19 protein-coding genes are annotated in these 15,861 nt (G+C 71.0%); 10 read left to right on the top strand and 9 right to left on the bottom strand.

Annotation, left to right across the window (positions count from 1 at the left end; genetic code table 11):
• Positions 1-4: 4 nt before the first annotated feature.
• The gene (locus OHS58_RS28195) at positions 5-982 is read right to left on the bottom strand and encodes a helix-turn-helix domain-containing protein (protein ID WP_328644570.1); all 978 of its coding nucleotides are present in this window, start codon (positions 980-982) and stop codon (positions 5-7) included.
• Between the two features lie 43 nt (positions 983-1,025).
• On the opposite strand from OHS58_RS28195, the gene OHS58_RS28190 reads away from it, so the two are divergent.
• From OHS58_RS28190 to OHS58_RS28160, 7 genes are all read left to right on the top strand, one after another.
• Complete coding sequence (locus OHS58_RS28190; RefSeq protein WP_326958385.1) at positions 1,026-1,415, top strand: cupin domain-containing protein; 390 nt, start codon at positions 1,026-1,028, stop codon at positions 1,413-1,415.
• 9 nt (positions 1,416-1,424) lie between these two features.
• Positions 1,425-1,664, top strand: coding sequence for a hypothetical protein (locus OHS58_RS28185; RefSeq protein ID WP_328644569.1), 240 nt, complete (start codon positions 1,425-1,427; stop codon positions 1,662-1,664).
• 32 nt (positions 1,665-1,696) lie between these two features.
• Entirely contained in the window at positions 1,697-2,200 is a 504-nt protein-coding gene (locus OHS58_RS28180; protein WP_326944020.1) for a winged helix-turn-helix transcriptional regulator, read from the top strand.
• A 68-nt stretch (positions 2,201-2,268) separates the two neighbouring features.
• Positions 2,269-2,766, top strand: a complete 498-nt coding sequence (locus OHS58_RS28175; protein ID WP_326944019.1) for an SRPBCC family protein — start codon at positions 2,269-2,271, stop codon at positions 2,764-2,766.
• Positions 2,763-3,815: an LLM class flavin-dependent oxidoreductase gene (locus tag OHS58_RS28170; RefSeq protein WP_328644568.1), complete on the top strand. Its 1,053-nt coding sequence runs from the start codon at positions 2,763-2,765 to the stop codon at positions 3,813-3,815. The genes OHS58_RS28175 and OHS58_RS28170 overlap by 4 nt, the downstream gene beginning before the upstream one ends.
• Before the next feature lie 66 nt (positions 3,816-3,881).
• A complete protein-coding gene (locus OHS58_RS28165) occupies positions 3,882-4,427 on the top strand; it encodes a dihydrofolate reductase family protein (protein ID WP_326944017.1) in 546 nt (181 codons plus the stop codon).
• Positions 4,424-5,548 (top strand): epoxide hydrolase family protein, encoded by a 1,125-nt coding sequence (locus OHS58_RS28160; RefSeq protein ID WP_328644567.1) that lies wholly within the window; start codon positions 4,424-4,426, stop codon positions 5,546-5,548. The genes OHS58_RS28165 and OHS58_RS28160 overlap by 4 nt, the downstream gene beginning before the upstream one ends.
• Here OHS58_RS28160 and OHS58_RS28155 read toward each other — a convergent pair.
• The gene (locus OHS58_RS28155; RefSeq protein ID WP_328644566.1) at positions 5,545-5,874 is read right to left on the bottom strand and encodes a hypothetical protein; all 330 of its coding nucleotides are present in this window, start codon (positions 5,872-5,874) and stop codon (positions 5,545-5,547) included. The genes OHS58_RS28160 and OHS58_RS28155 overlap by 4 nt on opposite strands.
• Positions 5,871-7,397 carry an AMP-binding protein gene (locus tag OHS58_RS28150; protein WP_328644565.1) on the bottom strand — a complete coding sequence of 509 codons (1,527 nt, stop codon included), beginning with the start codon at positions 7,395-7,397 and terminating at the stop codon, positions 5,871-5,873. Before OHS58_RS28150 ends, OHS58_RS28155 begins: the two co-directional genes overlap by 4 nt.
• Before the next feature lie 81 nt (positions 7,398-7,478).
• Here OHS58_RS28150 and OHS58_RS28145 point away from each other — a divergent pair, with 81 nt between their 5' ends.
• Together OHS58_RS28145 and OHS58_RS28140 are read left to right on the top strand one after the other, a co-directional pair.
• Positions 7,479-8,342: a hypothetical protein gene (locus OHS58_RS28145; RefSeq protein WP_328644564.1), complete on the top strand. Its 864-nt coding sequence runs from the start codon at positions 7,479-7,481 to the stop codon at positions 8,340-8,342.
• Positions 8,343-8,519: 177 nt separating this feature from the next.
• A complete protein-coding gene (locus OHS58_RS28140) occupies positions 8,520-9,248 on the top strand; it encodes a nitroreductase/quinone reductase family protein (RefSeq protein WP_328644563.1) in 729 nt (242 codons plus the stop codon).
• On the opposite strand, the gene OHS58_RS28135 is transcribed toward OHS58_RS28140, so the two are convergent.
• From OHS58_RS28135 to OHS58_RS28115, 5 genes are read right to left on the bottom strand one after another with little or no spacing between them, the layout of a single operon-like run.
• Complete coding sequence (locus tag OHS58_RS28135) at positions 9,249-10,097, bottom strand: TIGR03620 family F420-dependent LLM class oxidoreductase (RefSeq protein ID WP_328644562.1); 849 nt, start codon at positions 10,095-10,097, stop codon at positions 9,249-9,251.
• Positions 10,098-10,122: 25 nt separating this feature from the next.
• Positions 10,123-10,812 carry a TetR/AcrR family transcriptional regulator gene (locus tag OHS58_RS28130; protein WP_328644561.1) on the bottom strand — a complete coding sequence of 230 codons (690 nt, stop codon included), beginning with the start codon at positions 10,810-10,812 and terminating at the stop codon, positions 10,123-10,125.
• Positions 10,813-10,840: 28 nt separating this feature from the next.
• Positions 10,841-11,779 carry a phosphotransferase enzyme family protein gene (locus tag OHS58_RS28125; RefSeq protein ID WP_326958403.1) on the bottom strand — a complete coding sequence of 313 codons (939 nt, stop codon included), beginning with the start codon at positions 11,777-11,779 and terminating at the stop codon, positions 10,841-10,843.
• Positions 11,780-11,790: 11 nt separating this feature from the next.
• A complete protein-coding gene (locus OHS58_RS28120) occupies positions 11,791-12,969 on the bottom strand; it encodes a pyridoxal phosphate-dependent aminotransferase (RefSeq protein ID WP_326958405.1) in 1,179 nt (392 codons plus the stop codon).
• Positions 12,970-13,000: 31 nt separating this feature from the next.
• Positions 13,001-13,921, bottom strand: coding sequence for a hypothetical protein (locus OHS58_RS28115; RefSeq protein ID WP_328644560.1), 921 nt, complete (start codon positions 13,919-13,921; stop codon positions 13,001-13,003).
• Between the two features lie 202 nt (positions 13,922-14,123).
• Between OHS58_RS28115 and OHS58_RS28110 the strand changes: the two genes are divergently transcribed.
• Positions 14,124-14,423, top strand: coding sequence for a YciI family protein (locus OHS58_RS28110; protein WP_247056828.1), 300 nt, complete (start codon positions 14,124-14,126; stop codon positions 14,421-14,423).
• Positions 14,424-15,453: 1,030 nt separating this feature from the next.
• Here the strand turns inward: OHS58_RS28110 and OHS58_RS28105 are convergent.
• On the bottom strand, positions 15,454-15,849 hold the full coding sequence (locus tag OHS58_RS28105; RefSeq protein WP_328644559.1) for an NUDIX hydrolase: 396 nt from the start codon (positions 15,847-15,849) through the stop codon (positions 15,454-15,456).
• Between the last annotated feature and the right edge of the window lie 12 nt (positions 15,850-15,861).

Here is a 15,861-nt window from a genome sequence, read left to right as displayed (position 1 = left end):
AACCCTAATTGCCACTCACGAGGGCCGGACCGAAGCGGCGGCGGTAAGCGCTCGGGCTGAGACCCGTGTGGCGTCTCAGCTGCAGCCGCAGGTTCGCCGCCGTGCCGAAGCCGCTTGCCTCGGCCACCCGGTCCAGCCGTAGCTCGCCGCGTTCGATCAGGCGGCAGGCCAGCGTCACCCGCTCGGTCGTCAGCCACGCCAGCGGCGTCGTCCCCAGTTCCGCGCGGAACCTCCGGTGCAGCGTTGCCGGGCTGGTCGCCGCCCGTGCGGCCAGGTCGGTCACCGTCAGCGGGGTGTCCAGCCGTTCAAGGGCCCAGGCCAGCAGCGGTGCCAGCGAGGTGTCCGGCACCGCCGGCACCGGCCGGGCGATGAACTGCCGCTGCCCGCCGTCGCGGTGGCCGGTGAACACCAGGCGGCGGCTGACCGCGTTGACGACCTCCGCGCCGTGGTCGCGGTGGATGAGGTGGAGGCCGAGGTCGAGCGAGGCCGCGCTGCCCGCCGCCGTGAGGACGTCGCCCTCGTCGACGAACAGGACGTCCGGCTCCCAGCGCACCGCCGGGAAGCGCTCGGCGAACTCCGCGGCCCACCGCCAGTGCGTGGTCGCGCGCCGGCCGTCCAGCACGCCCGCCTCGGCGAGCGCGAACGCGCCGGTGCAGAAGCTGACCAGCCGGGCGCCCCGGTCCGCGGCCCGGCGGATCGCCGCGATGATCGCCGGGTCGGTCGGCACGCCGGTGTCCGGGCGGGCCGGCGCGATGAGCGTGTCCGCCGTGTCGGCGGCCTCGAGCCCGGCGACGCCGGAGAGCGTGAACATGCCCAGGTTCATCCGCACGTCCGGGGTCGCGGCGCAGAGCGTGAAGTCGTACCAGGGCCGGTTCAGCTCGGGCCGCCGCAGCCCGAACAGCTCGGTCGCGACGCCCATCTCGAACGGGTTCGACTCCGCCGTCACGATCGCGACGACCCGGTGAGAGAATTCTTGCGGCATGTGCGATTCCTAGCACTCGTGCCGCTCACCCGCCAGGTCGACCATGGTGGGCATGAACCCGATCGACCTGACCGAAGTCCTGGCGAGCTTCGACGCCGCCTGGAGCCCGCGGATCGTCACCCGCGTCAACGACTACGACATCCGCCTCGCGCGGTTCGCCGGCGAGCACGTCTGGCACGTCCACGAGGACACCGACGAGTTCTTCCTGGTGCTGGACGGCGAGATCGAGATCGGCCTGCGCGACCCGTCGGAACGGGTGGTGACGCTCAAGAGCGGCCAGGTCTTCGTCGTGCCGAAGGGCACGTTCCACAAGCCGTCGTCGAAAGCGGGCGCGAGCGTGCTCCTGGTCGAGCCGGCGGGCACGCTTTCGGTCGGCGACCAGCACGACGACGTCCCGGACCACGTCGACGTCACCACCGGTCACCTGGTCTAGCTTCGGGGCATGGCGCTGACCTTCGTGCCCGCGGACCAGGCGTCCTGGGCGGACCTGCAGTCGATCTTCGGCGACCGCGGGGACCCGGCCCGCTGCCGGTGCCAGTACTTCAAGGACACGCCCGCGCAGTGGCGCTCGGGCACCGTGTCGCGAACGCGGAGCGCGGGCCGTCGAGGGTTACCCGATGCTCGTCGAGCCGGGGCAGCAGCTCGCCTGGCCCGGCGGGTGGTCATGCGGCTGACCTGCTGAGTCTCTCCGGAAAACGGCGTACTCTCGGCCGCATGAAACGGACCTCGTTCGCGCAGTGGCCGTGCTCGATCGCGCGCACCATGGATCTGCTGGGGGACTGGTGGACGCCGCTGGTGCTGCGTGACGCCTTCTACGGCGTCCGCCGCTTCGACGAGTTCCAGCAGGCCCTCGGCATCGCCCGCAACACCCTGGCCGACCGGCTCAAGCGGCTGGTTGACGAGGGGTTGCTGGAGAAGGTCGCCTACCAGACCGAGCCGGTGCGCTACGACTACGTGCTCACCGAGAAGGGCCGCGACTTCTACCCGGTGCTGCTCGCGATGACGCGCTGGGGCGACAAGTGGCTCGCCGGCGATGGCGGCCCGCCGATCACCGTGCACCACCTGGCCTGCGGGCACGACACGCACGCCGAGATCGTCTGCGCCGAGTGCGCCGCGCCGATGACGCCGGACGACACGCGGATGCGCCGCGGCCCCGGCTTCCCGGCCCGGCTGGCGCAGCGCGCGGACGTCGAGGAGCGCTTCGCCCGGCAGGAGTGAGATTGACAGCCGGGTCTACCTACGCAACTATCGTGGTCAGAAGCTCACCGAGAGGAGTGGCGACCACGATGGAGTGGACAGGCGCGCGGTACGCGGACAAGCCGACGGCCGAGGTCTCGACCTGGATCGACGCCGCCCCCGAGGCCGTCTGGCCGGTGGTCTCGGACATCGGGCTGATGCCCTCCCTGAGCTCGGAACTGCAGTCCGTCGAGTGGTGCGACGGCGAGACCCGCCGCAAGTTCGTCGGCCGGAGCAAGCACGACGCGTTCGGCGAGTGGGAGACGACGTCGTACGTCGTCGAGTGCGAAGCGCCGCGCGTGTTCGCCTGGGCGGTGCAGGATCCGGCCGAGCCGAGCTCGGTCTGGAAGTTCACCCTCGAACCCGACAACGGCGGCACCCGGCTCTCGCAGTGGATGCAGATGGGCCCGGGCCGGTCCGGGCTGTCGTTCGCGATCGACCGGATGCCCGAGAAGGAACAGAAGATCGTCTTCGTGCGGCTCCGCGAGTTCGAAACCGCGATGACCGGCAACCTCGCCGCGATCAAGGACCGGGTCGAAGGCTCGTGAAGACCGCGACGACGGTCGAGTTCTCCCGCGACACCCGCTCGACGCTGGACTTCGTGCTGGAGGCGGAAAAACTCGGCCTCGACGTCTGCTGGGTCGCGGAAGCCTGGGGCTCGGACGCGCCGTCCGCGCTCGGCTACCTCGCCGCGCGCACCGACCGGATCCGGCTCGGCTCCGGCATCGTCCAGCTCGGCACGCGCACGCCGGTCGCGATCGCGCAGGCCGCGCTGACGCTCGCCGACCTGTCCGGCGGCCGGTTCGCGCTCGGCCTCGGCCCGTCCGGGCCGCAGGTGATCGAGGGCCTGCACGGCGTGCCGTTCGCCAAGCCGCTGACGCGGATGCGCGAAACCGTCGAAATCATCCGCCAGGCCTTCGCGGGGGAGAAGATCTCCTTCTCCGGCAAGGCTTTCGAGATCCCGCTGCCCGGCGAGACGCGCCCGATGCGGCTGTCGACCGAGCCGAACCCGGACATCCCGATCTACCTGGCCACGCTCTCGCCGAAGCTCCTCGAGCTGACCGGCGAGGTCGCCGACGGCTGGCTCGGCACCAGCTTCGTCCCCGAAGGCGCCGGCGCGTACTTCACCCACCTCGACGCCGGCCTCGCGAAGTCGGGCCGCACGCGCGCGGAGATCGACGTCTGCCAGGGCGCCGAAGTCGCCTTCGCGGCGAACGAGGACGAGCTGCGCACGATGGTCGGCGGGCGCAAGAAGGAACTCGCGTTCAGCCTCGGCGGGATGGGCTCGGCCACCACGAACTTCTACAACAACGCCTACAGCCGTCAGGGCTGGGCCGACGTCGCCGCCGAGGTCCGCGAGCGCTGGCAGGCCGGGGACCGGGACGGCGCCACCGCGCTCGTCACCGACGAGATGGTGCTCGGCACCACGCTGATCGGCACCGAAGAGATGGTCCGCGAACGCCTGCGCGTCTGGCGTGACACCGGCATCGACACGGTCCGGCTCTACCCGGCCGGCGACACGCTGGAAGCGCGGCTGGACACCCTCGGCCGCGCGCTGGACCTGCTGAAGCCTGTCGCGAATGGACGGATCGGATAGTCCGGGCAAACCGCTGCGGGACGGCGGCCTTTCGGTCATAGTGAGAACTCGACCGAAGGGGTGGCCATGCGCAAGATCGTGTCGAACCTGTTCCTCTCGCTGGACGGTGTGGTCGAGGCACCCGACAAGTGGTCGCTGCGCTACTGGAACGACGAGATCGGCCGCGCCGTCGGCGGCGGGATGGCGGCGGCCGACGCGATGCTGCTCGGCCGCGTCACCTACGAGGGCTTCGCCGAGGCGTGGCCCGGGCGGACGGTCGAGGACGACGCGGGCGCCGAGTTCATGAACAGCGCCCGCAAGTACGTGCTGTCGTCGACGTTGTCCGAGGTCAGCTGGAACAACTCGACGCTGCTGACCGGGGATCCCGTCGAAGCCGTCCGGGCGTTGAAGGCCGGCGAGGGCGGCGACATCATGACCAGCGGCAGCACCACGGCCGTGCGCTGGCTGCTGGCCGAAGGCCTGGTCGACGAGCTGAACCTGCTGCTGTACCCGATCGTCGTGGGCCGTGGGAAGCGGCTGTTCCCCGAGGAGGGGCCGGGTTTCCCGCTGGTGCTGAAGAAGTCCGCCACCTTCGGCAACGGCGTCGTCCAGCTGACCTACGTCCCGGCGTGATCACGCCGTTCCGGATCGACGTCCCCGAGGCCGACCTCGACGACCTGCGCGCGCGCCTGCGCCGGACCCGCTGGCCCGAGCCGGAGCCGGTCGGCGACTGGAGCCAGGGCACGCCGCTGGCCGTGCTGCGGGAATTCTGCGAGTACTGGGCGGCCGGCTACGACTGGCGCCGCGCGGAGGCCCGGCTCAACGGATTTCCGCAGTACCGCACCGAAATCGACGGCCTGGGCCTGCACTTCCTGCACGTGCGTTCGCCGCACCCGGACGCGCTGCCGCTGGTGCTGACGCACGGCTGGCCCGGCTCGATCGTCGAGTTCACCAAGGTGATCGGCCCGCTGACCGACCCGCCGGACCCGGCGGACGCGTTCCACGTCGTCTGCCCGTCGCTGCCGGGTTACGGCTTCAGCGACAAGCCGTCGGTGCAGGGCTGGGGCATCGAGCGGATCGCGGCGGCGTGGGCGGAGCTGATGGCCCGCCTCGGCTACTCCCGCTACGGCGCCCAGGGCGGCGACTGGGGGACGTCGATCACGACGTCGCTGGCCCAGCGGGACGCGGCCCACCTGGCGGGCATCCACCTGAACCCGCCGATCGCCGCCCCCGACCCGGCGACGTTCGACGACCTGACCGCGGCCGAGCGAGCCGCGCTGGCGGCGTTGGAGCACGCGCAGCGCTGGGAGGACGGCTACTCGGTCCAGCAGTCGACCCGCCCGCAGACGCTGGGCTACGGCCTGGCCGACTCCCCGGCCGGCCTGTGCGGCTGGCTGCTGGAGAAGTTCCACGCCTGGTCCGACGGCTTCCCCTTCACCCGCGACGAGCTGCTGGACACCATCACGCTGTACTGGCTGACGGGTACGGCGACGTCGTCGGCGCGGCTGTACTGGGAGAGCATCGCCAAGGTCCAGAAGTGGTTCAGCGAGGCCACCGACGACACGGTCGACGTCCCGACGGGCTGTTCGATCTTCCCCGCGGAGATGCCGCGCCCGTCGCGCCGATGGGCGGCGCGGAGGTACACGGACATCCGGCACTGGAACGAGCTGGACCGTGGCGGGCACTTCGCGGCGTTCGAGCAGCCGGAGCTGTTCGTCGCCGAGGTGCGGACGTTCTTCCGCCTGGTCCGCTAGCGCTTGAAACCCTTCGGGTCGGCCAGATACCGGTCCAGGTCCGGATCCTCGTGCAGCGCGGTGAAGCCGTCCTCGACGTCCTCCCCGAGTTCACGACGCAGCCGGGTCAGCGCCGCGCGGACGTCGGCGTTGAACCGAAGGCACCGCGCCTCCCGCCACGGGCCCGGGTCCGGCGGGTAGTCCCAGTTCAGCGACTCGTCGTACTGCTCCACGAGGCTGTCCAGCTCCGCGCGCAACCCGGCGCTGATCGGCAACCGGTCCACGTCCGCCGGGCCGACGCCGGTCCAGAGCACCGCGCCCGAGCCCGCGTCGAAGAAGAACCTCAATTCACCCCTCGGGCCTGGCCCTGCCAGAACGGCTCCCGCAGCTTGAACTTCTGGATCTTCCCGGTCGCCGTCCGCGGCAGCTCGTCCAGGAACTCCACGCGCTTCGGGCACTTGTACCCCGCCAGGTACTCGCGGCAGTGCTCGATCAGCTCCTCTGCGGACACGTCCGAACCCGTCACCACCAACGCCGTCACCAGCTCGCCCCACTTCTCGTCCGGGATGCCGATCACCGCGGCTTCCCGCACGGCCGGGTGCGAGCTGAGCGCGTCCTCCACCTCGATCGACGACACGTTCTCGCCGCCCGAGATGATCACGTCCTTCTTGCGGTCCGCGATAGTGAGGTAGCCGTCTTCGAACGAACCGCCGTCACCGGTGTGGAACCAGTTGCCCTCCTGCACCCGCGCGGTCTCGTCGGGGTTCTCCCAGTAGCCGTCGAGGTTGTGGTTCGACTGCGCGAGCACCTCGCCGTCGGTGTCGACGGCGATCCGGACGCCCAGCGCGGGCGTGCCGGCGCGGCCCAGCAGCCGGGCCTGCTCGTGCGGGTCGAGGCCGGCCCACTCGCTGCGCATCCGGTTCACCGTCAGCAGCGGCGCCGTCTCGGTGAGGCCGTAGATCTGGATGAACTCCCAGCCCAGCTCGGCCCGCACCCGCTCGATCGTCCGGGTCGGCGGGGGCGCGCCGGCCACGACGATCCGGACGCGGTCGCGGCCCGGGATCTCGCCGTCCCAGCTCGCGGCGCCGTCGAGCGCCGCGCTGACCACCGCGGGCGCGGCGCACAGGATCGTGACGCCGTGCTCCTCGACGCGCCGCAGGATCTCGGTGCCGTCGACCTTGCGCAGCACGATGTGCCGCCCGCCGAGCCCGGTCACCGCGTACGGCATGCCCCAGCCGTTGCAGTGGAACATCGGCAGCGTGTGCAGCAGGACGTCGTTGTCGTTCAACGTCGTGTGCAGCCCGAATACGGCCGCGTTGAGCCAGATGTTGCGCTGGGTCAGCTGCACGCCCTTCGGCCGCGCCGTCGTGCCGGAGGTGTAGTTGATCGTCGCGGTGGCCGACTCGTCGCCCGCCCACGGCCGCGGTTCGCCGTCGCCGCCCCAGATCGCGGCGTCGTCGTCGCGGCCCAGCACGAAGACGTGCTTCGCGGTGACGGTGCCGAGCAGGTGTTCCAGCTCGGGGTCGACGATCAGCACCTCCGCGCCGGAGTGCTCCACGATGTACTTCACCTCGGCCGGCGCGAGCCGGAAGTTCACCGGCACCAGCACCCGGCCCCAGGCCGAGACGCCGAAGAACGACACGAGCAGGCGGGCGGCGTTGTGCGACACCACCGCGACGCGCCCGCCGACCGGCACGCCCAGCGCGTCGAGGTGGGCGGCCTGCGCGCGGGCCCGCCGCGCGACCTCGCGGTAGGTGAGCGAACCCCAGCTCGGCGCGGGCTGGTCCGGTTCGTCGACCACCGCGACGCGGTCCGGGTACACCGCCTCCGCGCGGTCGAGGAAGTCCCGGACACCCAGATCGAAGAACACGCGCCTTCCCTTCGTCGCCCCTGACCCGATGATGACTGTTCGCGGGTGCTCGCACCAGTCCGATGTGGTTGGCTGGGCGGGATGGACCTGAAGACGGTGGCCGGCGAGCTCTACGGGGGTGACCTCGCGGAGTTCGTCAGCGCGCGCAACGCGGCGGCGAAGACGGCGAAGGCCGAGGGCGACACCGACCTGGCGGCGAAGATCAAGGAGCTGCGGAAGCCGACCACGGCCGCGGCGATCGTCAACCGCTTGGCCCGCGACGACCCGGACGAGCTGCGTGAGCTGGCCGAGCTCGGCGACGAGCTGCGGGACGCGCACACCCGCCTGGCCGGCGACGACCTGCGCGCGCTGGCCCGCCGCCGCGGCGAGCTGGTGCGGCGGATCCTGCACGGCCTGGCCAAGATGAGCGACACCGTGGCGCGGGAGGTCGAGGCGACGCTCGAAGCCGTCGCGGCCGACCCGGACACCGCCGCGCTCGCCCTGGCCGGGTGCCTGACGTCGGTGGCGCACCAGGACACCGACCAGTGGTTCACGCTCGCCGCGACCGCCCCGCCGTCGACCGGCAAGCGCCCGGCGAAGCTGGTGGAAAAGGCCGAACCCGCGAAGGCCAAGCGGACCGAAAAGGCCGAGCGAGCCGAAAAGGACTCCAAGCGCGAGGACGAGGAGCGGGCCGAGCGGGAGCGCGTCCGCGCCGAACGCGAGCGCCTGCGCAAGGAAGCCGCCGAGCTGGCGAAGGAACGCGCGGTGGCCGAGCGCGACCTCGTCCGCACCGAGCGGGCGGCCGAGCAGGCCACGGCCCGTGTCGAAGACCTGCGGGCCCGCCTGGCGGAAGCCAAGGAACGCGCCGAGCGCGCGACGGCCGAGTTCGAGACGGCCAAGGAAGCCTTCGACCAGGCCGACGAAGCTTCCATCGCGGCGAAGGAAGCCGCTGACGACGCGCGCTGATTCCGTGCTACCGTGGAAGTGCGCCCCGGATGGGCCTACGCACGGAGGTAGTGGCTACTCAGCCCCCTGAGATCGACACGTCGGTGTCTCTCGTCTTTTCCCTGCTGTGGGACAAGTGTGCCTCCGTCGTGCCCTCTCACGCCTCCGATCACTCCACATCGGAAGGACCACGCGAGTTTGATCCAGCTCACCACGACCGGTGCCCGCACCGGCCGGAAACACCGCGTCACCTTGGGAGCCCTGCACATCGACGGCCGGCTGGTCGTCGTCGCTTCGGCGATGGGGTTGCCGAAACACCCCGCCTGGTACCACAACATCCGCAAGAACCCTTTGGTGACCGTGGAAACCGGCACCGAGACGTTCGAGGCGATGGCCGCCATCGCCCCCGATCGTGACGCCCTGTTCGCCAAGGTCGTCGAGCAGCAGCCGGGCTTCGGGGACTACCAGGCCCGCACCACCCGGGTGCTGCCGGTGCTCGTGCTGCACCGGCTCGACCGCGTCCGGCGCATGGGCGACTGGATCGTCGAGGTGCACGACTGGCTGCGCACCGAGCTGCGGGACCTGCGTGCCCAGCTGGATTCCGGCGAACCGCTGAGCTTCGGCAAGCGCTGTCTCGGTTTCTGCTCGGCCCTCACCCGCCACCACACGGGTGAGGACACGGCGATCTTCCCGATGCTGGCCGCGCAGTTCCCCGCGCTCGCCCCCGCGTTGACGAAGCTCGGCGAGGAACACGTCGTCGTCGCGCAGCTGCAGGAACAGATCCAGCGGCTCGTCGACGAGGAGTCCGACCCGGCCCGGCTGCACGCGGAGTTCGACCGGCTGGCGTCCGCATTGGACAGTCACTTCACCTACGAGGAAAGCGTGATCGTCACGGCGTTGAACGCGCTGGCCCCGGCGCCGGGCTGATCAGAGCAGTAGGCCGGCGAGGATCCGGTGGTGCTCGGCCTCCACGTCCGGCGTGGGGCCGAGCACCTGGACGGCCACGTGGTCGGCTCCGGCGTCCACATGGGACCGCAGGCACTTCGCGATGCTCTCGGGCGTGCCGTGCAGCACGAGGTCGTCGATCAGGCGGTCACTGCCGCCGCCGGCGACGTCCGCCTCGGTGTACCCGTGGCGCAGCAGGTTGTTCACGTAGTTGCGCAGCCCGAGGTACGGCTCGCGGACGAACGGCCGGCCGATCGCGCGCGCCGCCACCGGGTCCTCGTCGACGACCACTTTCTGTTCCGGCGTCAGGAGTTTGCCCGGGCCCAGCACCGATCGCGCGTGCCGCGTGTGCGCGACCGGCACGAGGTAGGGGACCGCGCCGGCGGTGCGCTCGGCGGCCAGCTTCAGCACGCGGTCGCCGAGCGCCGCGAGAATCCTGGCCTCGACGGGCACGCCGGCCGCGTCCAGCCGGTCGAGGTAGCCGACGATCTTGTCGTACGGGCTCTGGTAAGCGGCGATCGACTCGGGGTGGCCGACGCCGATGCCCAGGAGCAAGCGCTTTCCGTACCGGCCCGCCAGCCGGTGGTACGACTCGGCCAAGGCCTCAGGCTCGTCGGCCCACATGTTCACGATCGCCGTCGCCACGGTGATCCGCTCGGTCGCGGCCAGGACGTCCTCGACGAACGCGAGGTCGCCGACCGACGCGCTGCCGGTGCCGAACCAGACCGTGCCGTAACCGAGCTTGTCGGCCGCGACGGCGTGCGCCTTGCGCGTCTCGTCGTCGCGGTGCGGGGCCAGGAACACACCGAACTCGTTCACTACATTCGCCATACGGCTCAATGTAGCAAATGTAGCGTCAGCTCGCGAGGCGGTGCAGCCACTCCCGCAGCAGCTGTCGCTCGGTGGTCGTCAGCTCGTCGACGTCGTCCGCGAGCGCGGTCGACAAAGCGACTGCGAGCGCGCTCGTCGACGACCCCGCGGCCGGGCCGTCGGTCAGCAGCCCGGCCAGCACGGCGTCCCGGACCTGCGTGGACATCGCCAGGTCGCGGGCACCTTCGTGCTGGGCGATCAGGCTGAGCGTGACCCCGCTGTTGGCCGCCGCGAACTGCCGCGCGGCCTCGGTCGCCTCGACGCGCAGCCGCCCGGCGCGGGCGAGCGGGGTGAACAGCTCGAGCAGCATCGCCTCGGCGCTGCTGGTGAGGTTGCACGGCACGCCGGGCTCGATCTGGCCGTAGAGCAGCACGTAGAACGCGGGGTTCTCCAGGCCGTACGCGACGTGCCTGTCCCAGCCCTCGCGGATCCGCGCCACCGGGTCGCCACCGGTCTCGGGCGCCTGGACGTACTGGGTGAAGCCGTAGTTCACGACGGCGTCGAGCAGGCCCTGCTTGCTGCCGAAGTGGTGGTACAGCGTCGGGGCCTGGACGCCGGCGCGTTCGCAGATCGCGCGCGTCGACACCGCGCCGCCGTCCGCTTCGTGCAGGAGCTGCCCGGCGGCCAGCAGGAGGCGGTCGCGGGTACTGGTGGCGTTGCTCGATCGTCCGGCCATGTAGCAAGTGTAGCGGCGAGCTGTAACGTCAGGCCGTCCCGTCGAGCGCGCGCAGCCGCAGCTGGACCCGGCGCAGGCCGATGAACGCGTCGAGCACGGCCGGGTCGGTCGCGAACGTGGCCGGGCGCACCGACCGGTACCCGTCCAGCAGCGCTTCCCGCAGCTCCGCGCGGTGCGGCAGGTGCGCGAACGCCTCGACCGTCACGGCCAGGTCGTAGGCGTAGTGCCCGTACCCGCAGTCGTCGAAGCCGACCACCGCGACCCGGCCGCGGTGGACCAGGTAGTTCTCCTGGTGCAGGCCGCCGTGGACCAGGCCGAACACGTCGGCGCCGAACCCGAGCGCGGCCCGCACCGCCCGCACTCGCTCGAGCGCGGCGCGGACGTCCTCGCCGGCCAGCGCGACCGCCCGCGCGACGACGGTCGCGGAGAAGCCGTCCACCTGCGCCCGGCCGAACGCGCTGAGGTCGTCGACGCGGCCGCGGTCGAGGCCGTTCATCCGCGCGCCGTGGCGCTGCAGCCGCGCGGTGACCTCGCCCAGCCGGTAGAGCTGCGACGCGTTGAGCCGCTCGTCGAGGAACCGGCCCTCGACCCAGTGGCGCAGCACGCAGGTGCGCGGCTCGGGCACGGCCGGGTCGGCGACGACGGTGGCCGGCTCCCGGTGCCGCGTCGGCACCGGCCGTGGCACCACCAGGTCCGTTTCCCGGCACAGCGCCGCGAGCCAGGCCACCTCGGCTCGCACCTGCGTGACGCTCGGGCCGTCCGGCCGCTCCACGCGCAGCACGTAGCGGCGGCCGTCCGCACCGTCGACCCGGAACGTCGTGTTGCGCCCGCGCGCCAACGGCGTCAGCCGCGCCACCGGGACGTCGTAGTCGGTCAACGCCGCTTCGGCGAGCCGGCGCAGCCTGCGCGTGCGGCCCGCGCGGTCGAGTTCGGCGAACGGCCGGAGGTTCGCTTGGAAGTCGGCCATCGACCACGTGGTCAGCTGATCGACCGTTCCGGCTCGCGGGAGTGCGAGACGAGCTCGATCGGCGGCGTGTGGCGGCCGCCGCCGAGCCGCTCGACCCCGCGCAGTCCCTCGACCAGCCGCTCGACCTCGGTGTCCGGCCGCACCCCGAAGCGCATGAACTGGCTGGTCATGCCGATCTTGTTGCCGCACTGGCGCACCAGCAGGTGGTGCTCGGTGAGCAGGTAGTCGCACAATTCGGCGCCGTCGACCGAGCCGGGCAGCTTGACGAGCAGGAAGTTCGCCTGCGACGGGTACACCGTCAGCTCCGGGAACTGGCTCAGCTGCGAGTTCATCATGAACCGGTCGAGCGCGAGCCGCTTGAGGCTGTCCTCGTACTCCGCGCGGTGCTCGGCGAGCATGAAGATGACGGTCTCGGCCAGCGAGTTCAGGTTCCACTTCGGCAGCGCGGCCGACAGCTTGCGCGTCAGCGCCGGGTTCGACACCTGGTAGCCGAAGCGGATCCCGTGCAGCCCGAAGTTCTTCCCGAGGCTCTTCAGCACGATGACGTTCGGCCGCACGACGGCCTCGGCGGCCACCGACGGGTTCATCTCGGCCTCGACGAAGTCGATGAACGACTCGTCGATCACCACGAGATCGAGGTCTTCCAGGGCGTCCATGAACCGGATGACCTCACGGCGTGACAGGTAACCGCCGTCGGGGTTGTTCGGGTTGCACAGCACCGCGACCCGCGAGCCGCGGCGCTTGATGAACTCGATGTACTCGTCGACGCGCAGCTCGAAGTTGTTCGCTTCCTTCAGCAGGAACATGTCGACGCGCTTGCCGGTTTCCAGCGGCTGGTCGGTCCAGCGGCCGAACGTCGGGATCGGCACGGCGATGCTGGCGTCCACCAGCAGGTGGTCGATCCAGGTGATCAGCTCGGTCGAGCCGTTGGCCAGCGAGATCGTCGAGGGGTTGAGGCGGAGCACGTGCGCCAGCTGCGCGGTGATCGCGCCCGCGTCGCTCGGGTAGAACTTGAGGATCGTGCGGAGGTTCCGTTCCAGCTCGCCGAACATCCCGTCGGTCGGGAAGTACGGGTTGCAGGGGATGCAGAAGTCCGCGAGGTCGTCACCGTGCTGGCCCATCGCCCGCATGACGGAGAAGAACGACGGGCTGTGGGCCTGACTCTGCTGGAAAAGGCCGTTCGTGGTCATGCCGTGCCGCACGTGGTCTCCGTCCGCCGCTTTACCGGCCCCTTGCCTTCCCATCGGAGATACGTACGAATCGGATACCCGGTTCAACGCCGCTCAGCGCGTAAAGCCCGGTGCCGGCCAGCGCGGCCGCCGCCAGGACGGACAACGCGAGCACCGGCAGCGGCGCGGCGAACGGCGAGACGGCGGTGAAGGACTCGACCCCGATCACGGCGGTGAGCACGGCGTCGGCGACCACCGCGATCTTGACGACACACAGCCGGTGGGCCTCGGGCCAGCGGGTGAAGGTGAGCAGCCAGGCCAGCCCGGGCAGCACGAGGATCGCGTGCATCGCGACCGCGTGCAGCGGCTTGAGCGAGCCCGCGGTCGTGTAGGCCAGCTGCGGATCGCCGCCGCGGGCCTCCACGACGCCGCGCGCGATCATCACGGCCCCGGTGGCCAGCGCCACCACCAGCACGAGCAGCCCGGCCCGGACGGCGAGACGCAGGCTCGGCGCGTCCGGCCCGGGTTCCACGAGCGCGGCGGCGGTGAAGCCGATGACGGTCAGGATGAGCACCCCGCCACCCGCGGCGAGCGTCATCGACACGACGTTGTCGAACGGCGTCTCGAAGTCGAAGTGCGACGGCACACCACGCCAGGACTGCATGCTGACCAGGGCGACCTCGACGACGCTGGCGACACTGAACGCGCCGAGCAGGGTTGTGCGCCACCGCGGCCGGACGGTGAGGAACGACGTCGCCCAGGCGACCGAGGCCAGCGTCAGGCCGAACGACAGCCCGAAGGTGACGGCCTTGCGCATCGACAGCGGCCCCAGCCACGAGCCGCCGGTGGCGAGGAGCACGATCGCGTGCACGAGGCCGCTCACGAAGAGGACCGCGCCGACGACGTAGGCGATCCGCTCGGCGCGCCGGCCGTGCCGCCAGACGTCGTGCCGGATCCGGGTCAGTGCGTTCATGCCCCCGAGTCTCGCGCGTCAAGGGGGCGCCCCGCGTCGGCCCGGCGTCGACTCCCTGTCGTACGCCGATCTACGTACGGTGGATTCAGAAAGCCGCCGTAAAGAATTACCGGAATTCTTGACCGAAATATTGCCGAATACGGTGTCCGGCGCCACTCGGCAGGTGGATGCGGGGTGGCCGGGGGAGTTCTACTCTTGAATCATGTACATCGCACTGCTGACCTACACAGCGCCCGAGACAGAAGTAGACTACGCGCTCCCGGACCATTCGGACTGGTTGCGCACCCAATTCACGAGAGGAATTTTCCTCGTTTCCGGAAAGGGAACCGGAGCGGCCGACCACGTGATCCTCACCCGCCCGGTACTACGCGGCAAACTCGACGCGGTCCTCGCCAGCGACCCGTTCGTGGTCCAGCGCCTCGCCCGCTACGACGTCATCGAGTTCACCGCCACCCGCACCGCACAGGAGCTACTGGCGATCAACGAGGCCATCGCCTCCTGAGGAGCCACGCCGACGGCCAGGTGGCCCGCAACGACGCCCGCCACCTACCGGCAAACGCCGACACTCGCTCTCTCGCTGCGCCCGTTCTCTCGCCGAGCCCCGCTCACCTCGCCCGGCCCTGCTCGCCCGGTCCCCTTGTCCGGCCCCGCTCGCGTGGCCCTAGTCGCTCGGCCCCACTCACTCGACTCCACTCGCCCAGCCTCGCCTGGCCCCGCCCAGCCTCGCCTGGCCCCCACCCGTCCAGCCTTGCTCGCCCGACTTCGCTGGTCCGGCCTCAATCGCGTGGCTCGCGCCCGCGTGGCTCGCTTGTCTGGCCCCACTCGCTCGACCTCCCTCGCCCAGCCTGGTCCGGCCCCGCTTGCCCGGCCTTGCTCGCCCGGCTTCGCTGGTCCGCCCTCGGTCGGTGGCTTGTTTGCTGGCCCCACTCGCTCGGCCCCACTCGCTCAGCCTCGCGTGGCCCACTCGCCCGGCTTCGCTGGTCCGGTCTCGGTCGCGTGGCTTGTTTGCCGGCCGCGCTCGCACGGCCCCACTCGCGTGGCTTGTTTGTCCGGCCCTGCTTGCTTGACTCTGATCGCCCGGCCCCCGTTCGCCCCGGCCCCACTCGTCCAGCCTGGCTCGCGTGGCGCACTCGCTCGGCCCTGCTTGCCCAGCTTCGCTGGTCCAGCCTCGGTCGCGTGGCTTGCGCCCGCGTAGCTTGTTTGCCTGGCCGCACTCGCTCGACCCCACTCGCGTGGCTTGCTTGCCTGGCGCCGCTTGCCTAAATTCTGATCGCCCGGCCTCTGCTCACCCCGGCCCCGCTCGCCCCGCTTTGCTCGCCCGCCCACTGCGCCGCAGTTTTGTCGGTCCCCTCGGGTAGCATGGAGACCGGGGGCAGCGCCCATCACCATCGCGCGATTTCCCTTGCGTCACAACAAAATCTCGCGCCAATCCCGACGCAGCACATCACCCGATTCAGCGATGATCTTCGCACGTGTGTTCGGGTAACGTCGATGGCGTGACCAGAACGATCCGCCCGCCCGGCCGGGGCCGGCTACGAAGACAGCAGCCGGCGAAAGTGCTCCGGCAGCTCCAAAGCGCGTGCCGCCGCCGGCGTAAGCCACGCGAAGTCGTCGTGTTCTCCCGGATTGAGCACCACTTCGCCCGCGCCCGTTTCCTCGGCCGTGTAGAAGATCGCGTGGATCTGCAGCGGCTGTCCCGTGATGTCCGGCCAGGAATCGCGGCCGCGTTCCCCGGTGATCCGCACCGTCAGCCCGGTTTCCTCCGCCGCTTCGCGCACCGCTGTGGTCTCGAAGGGTTCGCCCGGCTCGGCCGTCCCGCCCGGCAGTTCCCAGCGCCCGGCGAGGAAGACCCCGGGCGCGCGGCGGAGAAACAGCACCTCGTCACCGCGGGCGATCCAGCAGTACGCGAGGTGCTTGTGGTCCGTCATGCCCGCGATTCT

The sequence above is a fragment of the Amycolatopsis sp. NBC_00348 genome (genome assembly GCF_036114655.1).
In the GTDB taxonomy this organism is placed as follows: domain Bacteria; phylum Actinomycetota; class Actinomycetes; order Mycobacteriales; family Pseudonocardiaceae; genus Amycolatopsis.
Note: the sequence above shows the minus strand (reverse complement) of the source record. Positions and strands in the feature narration are given on the sequence as shown.